This window comes from Janthinobacterium sp. TPC_1, assembly GCF_056037845.1.
This window is the reverse complement of record NZ_CP195157.1, coordinates 823,901-836,262: the sequence shown is the minus strand read 5'-3', so window position 1 is coordinate 836,262 and position 12,362 is coordinate 823,901. Positions and strand designations below refer to the sequence as shown.

Sequence of the window (12,362 nt, the reverse complement as noted above, 5' to 3'; positions counted from 1 at the left end):
GTAAAAACGATGCAAGACTGGGACCTGGTCATCCACAACGTCCACCTGGCCACCATGGAGCACGGCTATGGCGAGCTGCTCGACGCGGCCATCGCCGTCAAGGATGGCCGCATCGCCTGGATCGGCCCCGGCGACGAGCTGCCGGCCAGCGGCGCGGTGCTGCAGGATGGGCAGGGCTGCTGGCTGACGCCGGGCCTGATCGACTGCCATACGCACATCGTCCACGCGGGCAACCGCAGCGATGAATTCGAGGCGCGCCTGAATGGCGCCAGCTATGAAGACATCAGCCGTGCCGGCGGCGGCATCATGTCCACCGTGCGCGCCACGCGCGCGGCCAGCGACGACGAATTGCTGCGGCAAAGCCTGCCCCGCGTGCTGGCGCTGCTGGCCGAGGGCGTGACGACGCTGGAAATCAAGTCCGGCTACGGCCTGGCTGTGGACAGCGAGGCGAAGATGCTGCGCGTGGCGCGCAGGATAGGCGAACAGCTACCTGTATCCGTGCGCACGACCTTCCTCGGCGCGCATGCGCTGCCGCCCGAATACGCGGGCCAGGCCGACTCTTATATCGACCTGCTGTGCGCGCAGATGCTGCCCAAGCTGGCCGGCGATGGCCTGGTCGACGCCGTCGACGCGTTTTGCGAGCGCATCGGCTTTACGCCGGCGCAAACGCAGCGCATGTTTGACGCGGCGCAAGGTTTGGGTTTGCCCGTCAAGCTGCATGCGGAGCAGCTGTCGGACCTGGGCGGCGCGGCGCTGGTGGCCCGCTACGGCGGCCTGTCGGCCGACCACCTGGAATTTTTGTCTGACGGGGGCATCGCCGCCATGGCGGAACACGGCACGGTGGCCGTGCTGCTGCCGGGCGCGTATTACTTCTTGCGCGAGACGCAGCCGCCGCCCGTGGCGGCGCTGCGCGCGGCCGGCGTGCCGATGGCCGTGTCCACCGATTGCAACCCGGGCACCTCGCCCATGACGTCCTTGCTGCTGGCGATGAACATGGCGTGCACGCTGTGGCGGCTGACGCCGCAGGAAGCGCTGGCTGGATGCACGATCCATGCGGCGCGCGCGCTGGGCCAGCAGCACGACACGGGCAGCCTGGCGGTGGGCAAGCGCGCCGATTTCGCCCTGTGGCGCATCGCGCGCCCGGCCGACCTGGCGTATGCGCTGGGCCTGAACCCGTGCGCGGGCGTGGTGTACGGCGGTGTCTGGCGCGCGCCGGTGGTAAGCTTGCCGGATTGATCATCCGTCCTGGAGCGCCGCGTGCGTTGTGTTTACCTGTTGTTGCTGCTTGTTTTCAGCGTCGCCGCGCCCGCGCATGCCGTCGAAGGCGGCACCCTGAAGGTGGGCTCGAAGCGCTTTACGGAATCGTACATCCTCGGCGAAATCGTCAAGCAGAGCGCCGCGCCGCACGTGGCGGCGCAGCACCGCCAGGGCCTGGGCAATACGGCCATCGTGCTGGCCGCGCTGCAGGCGGGCAGCATCGACGTGTATGCCGAATACATGGGCACCATCGCCAGCGAAATCCTCAAGCACGACAAACCGATTGATCTGGATCAGATGCGGCGCGAGCTGGCGCCGCTGGGCCTGGGCGTGGCCGTGCCGCTGGGTTTTAATAATACCTATGCGCTGGCCGTGCGCGGCGATGAAACATCCATCACGAACCTGGCGCAGCTGGCCCAGCACCCATCCCTGACATTCGGCCTGTCGCATGAATTCATCGGCAGGATCGATGGCTGGCCGGGCCTGGCCGCGCGTTATGGCTTGCCGCAGCGCCCGCGCGGGCTCGATCACGGCATCGCCTATGAAGCGCTGGCGCAGCGCCAGGTGGATGTGATCGACATCTATTCGACGGATGCGAAGATCCGCCAGTATGGCTTGCGCGTGCTGGCCGACACGCAGCAGTACTTTCCCCGCTACGACGCCATGCTGCTGTACCGGCTCGACGTGCCGCGGCGCTTTCCCGCCGCCTGGCAAGCCTTGCAGGCGCTGCAAGGGCGCATCAGCGAGGCCGACATGATCGCCATGAATGCGGCCGTGGAAATCGACGGCAAGAGCTTTGCCGGCGTGGCGCGGCAGTGGCTGGCGTCCGGCACGCGGGCGAATAAGCCGGCGGCCGCGCGCAGCGGCCTGCTCGATAAAATCCTCGGCGACGATCTGTGGACCCTGACGCGCCAGCATGTGACGCTGGTGCTGCTGTCGGTGGCGCTGGCTTGCCTGGCCGGCATTCCGCTGGGCGTGCTGGCGGCATTTTCGGCGCCGCTGCGGCAAACGGTGCTGGCGCTGGTCGGCGTGCTGCAGACGGTGCCGTCGCTGGCCCTGCTGGCGATATTGATCCCCGTGCTGGGCATGATCGGCACCGTGCCGGCGCTGGCGGCGCTATTCGTGTACGCCTTGCTGCCCATCGTGCGCAACACGTGCACGGGCATCTTGCAGGTGCCGCAAGGCTTGCGCATGGCGGCGCTGGCGCTGGGCCTGAGCCGGCGCGACCGGCTGCTGCACGTGGACTTGCCGCTGGCCTTGCCCGTCATGCTGGCGGGCGTGAAAACGGCGGCCGTGATGAGCGTGGGCACGGCCACCATCGCCGCCTTCATCGGCGCGGGCGGCTATGGCGAACGCATCACCATCGGCCTGGCCCTGAACGACAACGACATGCTGCTGGCCGGCGCGATCCCCGCAGCCGTGCTGGCCCTGCTGACGCAGGGCCTGTTCGAACTGGTGGAGCGCTGGGCCGTGGCCGGCCGGCAGCACTGACGGCATCACGGTTACAGCGAGTGCAGTTTGGAACGCACCGAGACGACGGCCTGGTGCAGGATGCGTTCGGCCTGGAAGTCGTTTTCGCGCTGTTCCGCGATGGCTTGCAAGTCGCGCGTGTAGCGTTCCAGGCGGGAACGCAGATAGGCGCGGTAGATTTTCATGACGAGCGGTTTGGCAGAGACATTCATGATGTGGCTCCCAGGTGCGTAACGATGCGTTCATTTTGTGTGAGCGGAATGCCGCCACGTTGCGTCATATCAAACGCCTTGACCCCGTCACATTGGCGCGTTTGACATTGCGCAATGCCCCCAACGTCGAAGATGCCACACTGAATCTTCCCTGCTCGCCTGGACGTCATCAGCCGCGAGCCCTGATCCCATCAAGCATACTCAAGGAGCGTTGCATGGTCATTTTTGCCGTGGTTGCTGGCTGCATTGCCTGCCTGACAGTGTACCAAATCTATAAAAATGCGCAGGGTGGCAGTGGGGTTGCGCAACAACATATCGGCTTGCACGGCACATTGATTGAGCCACGGAAATAAACTGTCGCAAATGGTGGACAGTTAGGTGTCAGCTTTAAGGAAAATGTAAGGCCCGGTAAGCAAATGTAAAGGTCGGCGCGGTGACCAGTCGTAGCGTTTATATTGATAACCGTTGATTGCATTCTCCCCCTCCCACTTGACAATGGGTTCACCCCGCGGTGCCGCTAGCCCGCGGGGATTTTTTTTGGGGAACTTACTCTGACGGTTCCAATGCGATGGTTTTTGGCGTGCCTGCCGACAATTGCGTCAAGGCATCGCCCGCGACCCGGCAGATGCGCCAGTCCGGCATCACGTCCGCGCCCATGCCCTTGTAGAAGTTGATCGCGTTTTCATTCCAGTCCAGCACCGACCATTCGAAACGCGCCGCAATCGCGTTCGACGGCCAGTTGCGCCAGCGCCACCAGCATCTGCTTGCCATAGCCCTTGCCGCGCACCGATTGCTTTACATACAGGTCTTCCAGGTACAGACCCTTGCGGCACAGGAAGGTGGAAAAGTTGTGGAAGAACAAGGCGAACGTCACCACCTCGCCGTTTTCCTCGCCCACCAGTGCTTCGCACGCGGGGTGCGGGCCGAACAGGCTGTCGTGCAGCATGGATTCCTTGGCGATCATCATGTGTTCGAGTTTTTCAAACACGGCCAGTTCATGGATCATGCCGAAGATGGCGGCTACGTCGGATGCGGTCGCGGGACGGATGGCGAGGGAGGAAGAGGTGCTCATGTTGCCTTTGCGGATGGAGTGGTGGAAAGAGAGGATGCGACAGCCGTCTTGCGCGCGCCCGACGTCAGTGCCCATGCCACGCTGGACAGGCATAGCACCATGCCCACCCATTCGATGGGGGCGGGCCGGTAGTGTTCGAACTGTACCGACAGCAGCACGGAAATGACGGGCGTGACGACGCCGATATACACGGTTTTTTGCGTGCCGATGCGCGCGATTAAAGTGAAATACGCGCTGAAGGCGATCACCGAGCCGAAGAGGGCCAGATACAGCAATCCCATCCAGTAACTGGCGCGCGCGGGCAGCTGCCAGGACTGGCCCGTGGCGATGGCCCAGGCAGCCACCATCAAGGTGCCCCACAGCATGGTCCAGGCCATGGTCAGCATCACGTTGCCCGACTGTTCGCGCACTTTCATGACGAGGGCATTGCCTGCCGTGCTGGAGACGGTGGCCACCAGGGCCAGCATGAAACCGAGCAGGAAATGCCCGTTGCCGCCGCCGAGGATATCGTGCAGCGCCGCGCCGATGGACTGGTAAAACAGCAGCACGATGCCGCAGATGGCGACAAACGCCGCGCAACAGGTGCTCCAGGTGATCGGCGTGCCGAAGGCGATGCGGTTGAGCAAGGGCGTCCAGAACACCATCAGCGCGAACAGCACGCTGACGAGGGCCGAGACCAGGTATTGCTCCGAGCTGTAGGTGCACACATAGCTGAGGGCAAACGAGGCCAATCCCTGCAGCAGCATCCATTTTTGCGCGCGCCAGGGCAGGCGCAGGCGGTCGCCGCGCAGCGCGCACCAGGCGAACAGGGTGGCGGACGCCAGGCCGAAGCGGTAGACGACGGACACGGCGGGGGCTACATCGCCCAGCTGCAAGGTGATGGCCCAGAAGGTGGAGCCCCAGATCAGGCAGGCAATGATGAACAGGAGAGGAGAGGACATCGCGCAAGTATACGGGCATAGCGTCTCCCGGTCGAGCTTGCCATCTGGATGGGCGGCATGCGCACGAGGAGACACTCCGGTATTGAGCCAGCGCAGTGCTTCTGGAGAATGTTGAATTTATGAAAATATTTACATTAATATCAAGTAAATATTTTCTGAATTGCATCTTTGAGCGGAGACCGCCATGCCAGCCTCACTGCAGATCAAAGTATGGAGCGTGCTTGTGTATGTTGTCGTGGCAACCTTGATGGCCATCTGGCTGCACGAGGGCATGTCGCCCTCGGCCTTGCTGATGGCTGCCGGCGCCTTCGGTTAAAGCCCATGCGCCGGCATGCAGATCAATGCGTGACGCGGGTCTTGCGGCCATCCGACAGCAGGCGCACGCGCTCGCCCGGGCGGAACAGTTCGTCCGCGTCTTGCACGATGGCGCGCATGTCGCCATTGTCCAGGCGTACGGTGATTTCCAGGCCAGGCTTGTTCGAGGCATTCGCTTCGATGCTCTTGCCGGCCATGCCACCGGCAACCGCGCCCAGGATGCTGGCCGCGATGGCGCCCTTGCCGCCGCCGACGGTCGAGCCGGCCACGCCGCCCAGCGCCGCGCCAGCCAGCACGCCCGTGCCCGTTTCGCCCTTGTCGATAGTGACCTGGCGCACGGATTCAACCGTGCCCATGCGAACCGATTGTTCATTCTGCGCCTGGCGCGCGTTGTACACATTCGCCGAGTTCGGTTGTACGGCGCAGCCGGCCAGGGTGGCCAGCAATGCCACTGCAATAATTGGTGCTTTCATGTGGAACTCCCTTGGACAAAAGTTAGTTGCCGATTACATTGACCGGCAGATGATGACTTATCATAAGGACACTTGCCTCATATAACTAGTTGCGAATAGTAAAAATCTGTTACCGGTTACGCGTGACGTCTTGCCGCTCAGTACGCCAGCCGCAGGCGCCGGTACAAAAATCCCAGCACGAACAGCGGGCCCACGAGTAAAAAGCGCAAGTCGTCGAGGAACGACGGTTTCTTGCCTTCGATCTGGTGGCCGATGAACTGGCCTATCCAGGCCAGCACGAACAGCGCCAGCGACACGGGCAGAATGGTCAGCGCCGGCATGAGCAGCAGCAGGCCCAGCATGGCGGCCAGCATCGCCAGCATACCCGCCGCAAACGGGCGCGACAGCTTGTAATAATAGTATAAGGCAAGAATACTGCCGAGCAGCGCCACGCTGGGATGCGCGCTCCACAGCAGCCCCAGCAGACTGAAAACGATCAGCGGCACGCACACGATGTGCACCCATTCATTGACGTGGTTGCGGTGGCTTTCGCCATACTGGGCCAGCAGGGTGTCGATGGTGCGCATGGGCGGTCTCTTGTAGAGGGAGGGTTGTGCGGGAATTCTACACCGTCGCGTGGCCGGGTAAAATGGTCCTTCGTCTTTCCTTCCGGATATCTGATTTGAATAGCCCAGCCTTCTTGCCAGACGAAAGCGCCGACCCGCTTAAACGCTGTTTCGATCCCGTCGTCGATGCCGGCACGCGCTTATTGATATTGGGCAGCCTGCCCGGCGAAAAATCGCTGGCGCACAGCCAGTACTATGCGCATCCGCAAAACAAGTTCTGGATGCTGCTGGGCGAAGTGCTGGACGTGGATTTGAAGAGCTTGCCCTATGAGGCGCGTCTGGCAAGCTTGCTGGCGCACGGCGTGGGCCTGTGGGACGTGGTGGCGCAGGCGCAGCGCACGGGCAGCCTGGACAGCAATATCCGCGCCCGCGACGACAATGACCTGGTGGCATTGGCCGCCAGCTTGCCGCAATTGCACACGATCGCCTTCAACGGCGGCACGGCCGCGAAGCTGGGCGTCAAGGTGCTGGGCGAGCACGCGCAGCGCTACCGCATCGTCAGCTTGCCGTCGAGCAGCCCGGCTTATACCTTGGCGTATGCGCAGAAATTGCAGGCGTGGCTGTCGCTGCGCGGCCAACGGGAGCCGGCCGCGCGTTGATCGTGTTGCCGGCTTTACGCTGGCGCGTAGGCTTGCACTTCCAGCGGCTGTCCCTTGGCATCGAACTTCAGCGCCACGGACAGTTGCGTCACGCCGATGGTGGCCAGCGCATCGCAGATGTCGTCGACTTCGTCCTGCAGGTCGGCGGCCAGGTCCAGCGGCTTGTCGGCGCTGTGCAGCAGTGCGCCGCCCGCCGTGCTGACGTTGACGCGCAACAACATTTCGCCGTGTTCATCGGCCGGGCCGACGACCACCGCGACGTCGCCCGCATCGACGTTGTTTTCCGCCAATGCATGGTTGATGCCGGACATCATTTGCAGCAGCATCGCATACTCGCTCATGCCTTGTTCCTTGCCGCCATGGAACAGATCCTGGTAGAGGAAGCTGACTTCCAGGGCGCTGCCGGCCGGCGCCAGGCAGCGTTTCACCAGGTCGCCCACTTCCGTCGTCCACTGCTGGTAGCGGGCCATGCGTGCGTCGAACCAGGCGTCGAGCGCCGCTTCATCCTTCGGTTCCGCATAGAACGGGTCGTCCACGCGCTTCAGGGCAAAGCCCAGCAGGAAGCGCAGTTCGACGGCCGTGTCCTGCGGGCCGAAGGCCGTTTCGCTCCAGCCGGCGATGCTGCTTTCCAGGCCCGGCGTGGCGACGATTTTCTTGTCCGTCATTGACGAATACGCATCGCGCACCATGTCATGCAGGTGGCTGTAGGTGATGCGGTCGATTTCATCGAGGTCGTAGGCATGGCTCATCAGGACCACCTTGGCCTTGGCGCTTTCCAATTCTGCTTGCTGGAAACTTTTTACCAGCGCTTCGAACGCATCCTGGTCCTGGAAACTGTCCGCTTCCTTCAGGCCGCCCGTGCTTTGCACCAGCAGGGGTACGACGAAGGCGTTGATTTCCATGGCCGGGGCGTTTTCGCGGCGGATCACGGAAATGGAGGCCGCTTCCTCGATATGGCTGCGCAGGTATTGGTAGGCGCCCACGTCTTCGTACTTGGAACGCTCGATGGCGTCGTACAGGATTTCATCCTTCTTTTGATTCAAGGCCTTGCGGATCAGGCGGCCGAACTCGACGGCTTGCTCGGCCAGCACCGTACCCTGCGATTCGCTGTCTTCCTGCTCCGCCAGATTCAGGGCCATCGTGCATAGCATGCGCGTGACGGACTCATCCTTGTCTTCTGGCGTGTTGGCGGATTTACGGGGGACAGGGCGCTTATTTTTGGGCATGGCGATCAACAGGTTAAGAAATACGGTCAGGCAAACGGAAACGGGCGCCAGGACTCTGCCAGGCGCCGGGACGGATCATACAGGCGGCCGCGGCCGCCTGATACCTCAATGGTCGGTATCGAACATCTCGTGCAGCTCGTCGAGCAGGTCGGCGGCTTCTTCCTGCGACAGGCCAAGATGCTGGCAAGCAAGTTCGCCGCCCTTGTCCCATTCGAGCGAGGTACTGTTGCCATGGTAGCGCTGAATGCCCTTTTCGGCCAGCAGCGACAGGGCGACGAGCGAGCGGATGGCGTCGTCCGTGGACGGGTCGGCCAGCACCGTGTAGTCGTGGTGGTGCAAAATCGCCCAGGAGACGTCGGAGGACAGGCCCCAGTTGCGCGCCAGCAAGCAGCCGATGGCCGCATGGTTGGTCTGGTGGCGCGCGTCTTCCAGGCTGGTAAAGCAGTTGTGCGCATCGTTGGCGGCCGCCGCGTACGTCTTGACGTAGTCGGGGAAGCGGTTCATCAGCAGGGGCACGCCGATATCGCAGAACAGGCCGAAGGTATGCGCGATGTCGGGCGGGGCGATGCGCAGCTTGCGCGAGGTAAATACCAAGGCGCGCGCGCGCTTGGCCGACACATCCCAGAAATTGGTCAGTTCCACGCCTTCCGCTTCCAGCGCCTGGCGCGCCAGCAGCCCCGTCATCATGGCGCTGCACTGGTTGATGCCGAGAAAATTGATGCCTTGCTCGACGGATTTGGCCTTGCGCGCGGCGCCATAGAATGGCGAATTGGCGAGCTTCAGCAGGGCGCCGGACATGCCGACATCGTCGGCGATAATGCGTGCAATTTTCCGCGGCGACGGGTCTTCTTCTGCCAATTCGCTCTGCAAGTCGACCAGCAGGCTGGGACGCGGCGGGATACGGATGGAACGCATCAGGGCGTCAACCGGATCTTCCTGCACTACCTGCTTTTGCGCTGCCGCTCTCATCATCATTGCCTTGCCTGTGGTTATTCTGTTGCGCACTGTCGCTGCCGGCCTCGTGGGCGTCTGGCGCAGTGCCCGACGATTATCGCTGTTTATGCATAGCAATAGTTCGTCTCTGCAAATTATTCTGGAAAAAATCCCCATTCTGGCCTGCTCCATCCCCTGTTTTCCACATTTTACGACGCTCCCTATCCCGGCATTCATGATGAAAAAATCAAGTTTTATTTGTTTTCAAGGTGGGGCCAGGCGTGCGGCGGACAGTGCGGCAGTACAATTACCGGATGAAAAAAATCCTCGCCGGTATCGATTTTGCGGACGATTCCAGCAGCGTGGCGCGCCAGTTGATCGGCGTGACCGTGCTGGTCGATGGCGTGGGCGGGCGCATCGTGGAAACGGAAGCGTATGACCGGCTGGACCCCGCTTCGCACACGTATGGGGGCTTGACGCCGCGCAATGCGGCCATGTTCGGCCCGCCCGCGCACGCCTATGTCTACCGCTCGTACGGCATCCACTGGTGTTTGAACTTTGTCTGCCGCGAAGCGGGGCATGGGGCGGGCGTGCTGATACGCGCCATCGAACCCGTGGCGGGACTCGATGCCATGCGCCAGCGGCGCGGCGTCGAGGATGCCCGACTGCTGTGCTCGGGGCCGGGCAAGGTGTGCCAGGCGCTCGGTGTGAGCCATCTGCAGAACCGGCTGGCGCTCGATGCGCCGCCGTTCACCCTGCTGGCCCGCGAGGAAGAGTTTGCTGTGCAGGCGGGCCCGCGCATCGGCATTTCCAGGGCGATGGACACGCCGTGGCGCTTCGTGCTGGCCGGTTCGCGCTATCTGAGCAAACCGATGCGCACGCCTGTCATTGAGTCACCTCGCTAGCCGCGCCGGCGCTGCGGCGCATCCTTGGCGCCACGCTTGCCGGACATGCCGCGCAGCGGGCTGTGCAACGCGCGCCGTTCCTGGCCGGGCGTCCTGGCGGGGTCTTGAAAGGCGTCGCTGTCCGCGCTGGCGGGCGCCGCCGTGTGGCTGGATCCAGGGTAAAGACGCTGACCGCCGCCGACAGTTTGACGGCCTGGTTCTGCAAGCTGGCCGCCGCCGCTGCCGCCTGCTCCACCAGGGCCGCGTTTTGCTGCGTGACGTCATCCATTTGCGCCACCGCCTGGTTCACTTCCGTGATGCCGGACGCCTGCTCGGCGCTGGCCTCTTTCACGCGCTGGATGATCTCGTTGACCTGCTGCACCGAGGCGACGATGGCGCCCATGCTGTCGCCCGCCAGCTGCACGGCCACGCTGCCGCCGTCGATGGTGGTGACGGACGTGGCGATCAGTGTCTTGATCTCTTTGGCCGCCTGCGCCGAGCGCTGCGCCAGGGTGCGCACTTCCGACGCCACCACGGCAAAGCCGCGGCCCTGCTCGCCCGCACGCGCCGCTTCCACCGCCGCATTCAGCGCGAGGATATTGGTCTGGAAGGAAATACCGTCGATCACGCCGATAATATCCACGATCTGGCGCGAATTGGCGCGAATTGTCGCCATCGTCGTCACGGCTTGCTGCATCGACATGCCCCCTTGCACGGCCAGGGTGGACGCTTGCCCCGCCAGCTCGCAGGCCAGCTGGGCGTTGTCGGCGTTGTCATTGACGGCTTGCGTCAGCGCTTCCATGGCGCTCGACGTTTCTTCCAGTGAACTGGCTTGCATTTCCGTGCGCGCGGACAAGTCCAGATTACCGGTGGCAATTTCGCGCGAGGCCGTGTCGATCGATTGCACGGCGCCCATGATGGTGCGCAAGGTCTGGTTCAGGTGAGCGATGGTCTGGTCCAGCACGCGCGAGGTGGCGGCGATTTCGTCATTGCCCTGCTTGGGAGCGCCGGCCATCAGCTTGCCTGCCGCCAGGTCTTGCACGGCGTCGGCAATGCCGCGGATTTCCACCAGCATGGCGCGGCGCACCAGCATGGTGACCACGATGGAGACGAGAATGGACAGCAGCACCGTCAGCAACAGGCTCCAGCCCAGGCGGCGAAACTCGGCGCTGGCCGTCGCATGGGCCTGGCTGCTGAGCGTCGTTTCCAGCGCCGACAGCTGCGCCAGCTGCGTATTGAACTGGCCGAATTGCGTTTCCGCCTTGAGCATGGAATTGGTGGCGATCGACTGGTCCATCTGCGCCATTTCCATGGTTTCCAGCACGGCCTTGCGGTAGCCGGCCAGGGCCGCGATGGCCGCATCGACCAGGCTGCGCTCGGCGCCCGTGGCCGTGGCGCGCAAGGTGGCCAGCTGGGTGCCGATGGCTGCATGGCGCGCCTTGATCTGCTGCTCCAGCGTATCGAGGCGGGCCTTGGCGAAGCTGCCATTCGTCCACGACAGCAACTGGTACATATTGCCATGCACATGCCTGGCGTCGCCTAGTACGTCGGCGGCAGCTTTCAAATGCGCGATGCGCACCCGCACCATGTTTTCCAGCGAGGCATTTTGCCGCACCATGCCATACCAGGCGCCGCTCGAGCTGAGTATCAGCAGCAGCAAGACCAGAGCGGGCGCCAGCAACAATTTTGGTCCGATGCGTAATTGATTGAGCATGCTTGACTCCTGGCAGTGGCTGTTCGAACGGCAGGCGGCGCGCGGCGAGCGCGCGCGCCGCCCCTGCCTTATTTTTTGTAGATACCCGCTTCCAGCACCACATCGTTGACGCGCAGGATGTACGTGGTCTTCGGCTCGATCTTGCCGGTGGTGGGATTCTTGTACTGATAATCGACCCAGCCCTTGCCCTGTTTTTGCGCCAGCTCAATGATTTCACGGCGATATTTCTTGCCATTCGCATCGGGCACATCCGTCAAATCCTTGCCCACGATGGAAGGATTGATGGGGTGGGCCAGCACGATGCCCGTCTTGATGTCGCGCATGTCCACATACAGCGAGCCTTGGACGAAGTCCGGGTCTTTCGCCGTGATTTTCTTCATCATTTCTTCCTTGCCATGCGCCTTCATGAAGGCGGCGCCCCGTTCGGCCATGGCGATGGCGTCTTTTTTCCGTTGGTTCGACCGCGGCACTGACGCTGCCGCCGGCAAATGCCAGGCACAGCAGGCTACCCGTGAATAAGCGTTTCATGAAAGCTCCTTGTGGTATCGAGGGATGTGTTGCCAAGTCGTAATTTACGTCGCCGTCGGCGGCATCAAATTGCGGTGGAACAAACTAAGGTGTTGCTTGTAGGCAGCGTGCAACGGATCGACGGGCTTGTTGA

General features: G+C 62.9%; 14 protein-coding genes and 1 pseudogene. 6 read left to right on the top strand and 9 right to left on the bottom strand.

From position 1 onward, the window contains the following. Nucleotides 1-9: 9 nt before the first annotated feature. On the top strand, nt 10-1,236 hold the full coding sequence (hutI, locus tag ACQVLG_RS04085) for an imidazolonepropionase (protein ID WP_474292951.1): 1,227 nt from the start codon (nt 10-12) through the stop codon (nt 1,234-1,236). Between the two features lie 21 nt (nt 1,237-1,257). After that, the gene (locus ACQVLG_RS04080; RefSeq protein WP_474292949.1) at nt 1,258-2,748 is read left to right on the top strand and encodes a glycine betaine ABC transporter substrate-binding protein; all 1,491 of its coding nucleotides are present in this window, start codon (nt 1,258-1,260) and stop codon (nt 2,746-2,748) included. Nucleotides 2,749-2,759: 11 nt separating this feature from the next. On the opposite strand, the gene ACQVLG_RS04075 is transcribed toward ACQVLG_RS04080, so the two are convergent. Continuing rightward, complete coding sequence (locus ACQVLG_RS04075) at nt 2,760-2,939, bottom strand: hypothetical protein (protein ID WP_034746290.1); 180 nt, start codon at nt 2,937-2,939, stop codon at nt 2,760-2,762. A gap of 14 nt (nt 2,940-2,953) precedes the next feature. Here ACQVLG_RS04075 and ACQVLG_RS04070 point away from each other — a divergent pair, with 14 nt between their 5' ends. Then, nucleotides 2,954-3,292 (top strand): hypothetical protein, encoded by a 339-nt coding sequence (locus tag ACQVLG_RS04070; protein WP_474292947.1) that lies wholly within the window; start codon nt 2,954-2,956, stop codon nt 3,290-3,292. 193 nt (nt 3,293-3,485) lie between these two features. Here the strand turns inward: ACQVLG_RS04070 and ACQVLG_RS04065 are convergent. Beyond that, a pseudogene (locus ACQVLG_RS04065) lies at nt 3,486-4,011 on the bottom strand (N-acetyltransferase family protein). Continuing rightward, complete coding sequence (locus tag ACQVLG_RS04060; RefSeq protein ID WP_474292945.1) at nt 4,008-4,952, bottom strand: DMT family transporter; 945 nt, start codon at nt 4,950-4,952, stop codon at nt 4,008-4,010. Before ACQVLG_RS04060 ends, ACQVLG_RS04065 begins: the two are co-directional and overlap by 4 nt. A gap of 184 nt (nt 4,953-5,136) precedes the next feature. On the opposite strand from ACQVLG_RS04060, the gene ACQVLG_RS04055 reads away from it, so the two are divergent. Then, nucleotides 5,137-5,268, top strand: a complete 132-nt coding sequence (locus ACQVLG_RS04055) for a hypothetical protein (RefSeq protein ID WP_268993776.1) — start codon at nt 5,137-5,139, stop codon at nt 5,266-5,268. 22 nt (nt 5,269-5,290) lie between these two features. Here ACQVLG_RS04055 and ACQVLG_RS04050 read toward each other — a convergent pair whose 3' ends face one another. Together ACQVLG_RS04050 and ACQVLG_RS04045 are read right to left on the bottom strand one after the other, a co-directional pair. Beyond that, nucleotides 5,291-5,740, bottom strand: coding sequence for an outer membrane lipoprotein (locus tag ACQVLG_RS04050; protein ID WP_034780449.1), 450 nt, complete (start codon nt 5,738-5,740; stop codon nt 5,291-5,293). 137 nt (nt 5,741-5,877) lie between these two features. Further along, nucleotides 5,878-6,306 carry an Mpo1 family 2-hydroxy fatty acid dioxygenase gene (locus ACQVLG_RS04045; RefSeq protein WP_474292942.1) on the bottom strand — a complete coding sequence of 143 codons (429 nt, stop codon included), beginning with the start codon at nt 6,304-6,306 and terminating at the stop codon, nt 5,878-5,880. Between the two features lie 95 nt (nt 6,307-6,401). On the opposite strand from ACQVLG_RS04045, the gene ACQVLG_RS04040 reads away from it, so the two are divergent. Continuing rightward, nucleotides 6,402-6,944: a DNA-deoxyinosine glycosylase gene (locus ACQVLG_RS04040; RefSeq protein WP_474292940.1), complete on the top strand. Its 543-nt coding sequence runs from the start codon at nt 6,402-6,404 to the stop codon at nt 6,942-6,944. Nucleotides 6,945-6,958: 14 nt separating this feature from the next. Here ACQVLG_RS04040 and ACQVLG_RS04035 read toward each other — a convergent pair whose 3' ends face one another. Both ACQVLG_RS04035 and ACQVLG_RS04030 read right to left on the bottom strand, forming a co-directional pair. Further along, a complete protein-coding gene (locus ACQVLG_RS04035) occupies nt 6,959-8,170 on the bottom strand; it encodes a hypothetical protein (protein WP_474292938.1) in 1,212 nt (403 codons plus the stop codon). A gap of 105 nt (nt 8,171-8,275) precedes the next feature. Then, nucleotides 8,276-9,142, bottom strand: coding sequence for an HDOD domain-containing protein (locus ACQVLG_RS04030; protein ID WP_474292936.1), 867 nt, complete (start codon nt 9,140-9,142; stop codon nt 8,276-8,278). A gap of 275 nt (nt 9,143-9,417) precedes the next feature. Here ACQVLG_RS04030 and ACQVLG_RS04025 point away from each other — a divergent pair, with 275 nt between their 5' ends. Then, a complete protein-coding gene (locus tag ACQVLG_RS04025) occupies nt 9,418-10,008 on the top strand; it encodes a DNA-3-methyladenine glycosylase (RefSeq protein ID WP_474292934.1) in 591 nt (196 codons plus the stop codon). Here ACQVLG_RS04025 and ACQVLG_RS04020 read toward each other — a convergent pair. After that, nucleotides 9,989-11,701, bottom strand: coding sequence for a methyl-accepting chemotaxis protein (locus tag ACQVLG_RS04020; protein WP_474292932.1), 1,713 nt, complete (start codon nt 11,699-11,701; stop codon nt 9,989-9,991). The two genes, ACQVLG_RS04025 and ACQVLG_RS04020, sit on opposite strands and share 20 nt — an antisense overlap. Before the next feature lie 68 nt (nt 11,702-11,769). Next, nucleotides 11,770-12,171: a cache domain-containing protein gene (locus tag ACQVLG_RS04015; RefSeq protein WP_474292930.1), complete on the bottom strand. Its 402-nt coding sequence runs from the start codon at nt 12,169-12,171 to the stop codon at nt 11,770-11,772. Between the last annotated feature and the right edge of the window lie 191 nt (nt 12,172-12,362).

What these genes read in the sequence shown, in the direction of transcription:
- hutI (WP_474292951.1), top strand. Translation starts at nt 10, where the DNA reads ATGCAAGACTGGGACCTGGTCATCCACAACGTCCACCTGGCCACCATG.
- ACQVLG_RS04075 (WP_034746290.1), bottom strand. Translation starts at nt 2,939, where the DNA reads ATGAATGTCTCTGCCAAACCGCTCGTCATGAAAATCTACCGCGCCTAT.
- ACQVLG_RS04060 (WP_474292945.1), bottom strand. Translation starts at nt 4,952, where the DNA reads ATGTCCTCTCCTCTCCTGTTCATCATTGCCTGCCTGATCTGGGGCTCC.
- ACQVLG_RS04055 (WP_268993776.1), top strand. Translation starts at nt 5,137, where the DNA reads ATGCCAGCCTCACTGCAGATCAAAGTATGGAGCGTGCTTGTGTATGTT.
- ACQVLG_RS04050 (WP_034780449.1), bottom strand. Translation starts at nt 5,740, where the DNA reads ATGAAAGCACCAATTATTGCAGTGGCATTGCTGGCCACCCTGGCCGGC.
- ACQVLG_RS04045 (WP_474292942.1), bottom strand. Translation starts at nt 6,306, where the DNA reads ATGCGCACCATCGACACCCTGCTGGCCCAGTATGGCGAAAGCCACCGC.
- ACQVLG_RS04035 (WP_474292938.1), bottom strand. Translation starts at nt 8,170, where the DNA reads ATGCCCAAAAATAAGCGCCCTGTCCCCCGTAAATCCGCCAACACGCCA.
- ACQVLG_RS04030 (WP_474292936.1), bottom strand. Translation starts at nt 9,142, where the DNA reads ATGATGAGAGCGGCAGCGCAAAAGCAGGTAGTGCAGGAAGATCCGGTT.
- ACQVLG_RS04025 (WP_474292934.1), top strand. Translation starts at nt 9,418, where the DNA reads ATGAAAAAAATCCTCGCCGGTATCGATTTTGCGGACGATTCCAGCAGC.
- ACQVLG_RS04020 (WP_474292932.1), bottom strand. Translation starts at nt 11,701, where the DNA reads ATGCTCAATCAATTACGCATCGGACCAAAATTGTTGCTGGCGCCCGCT.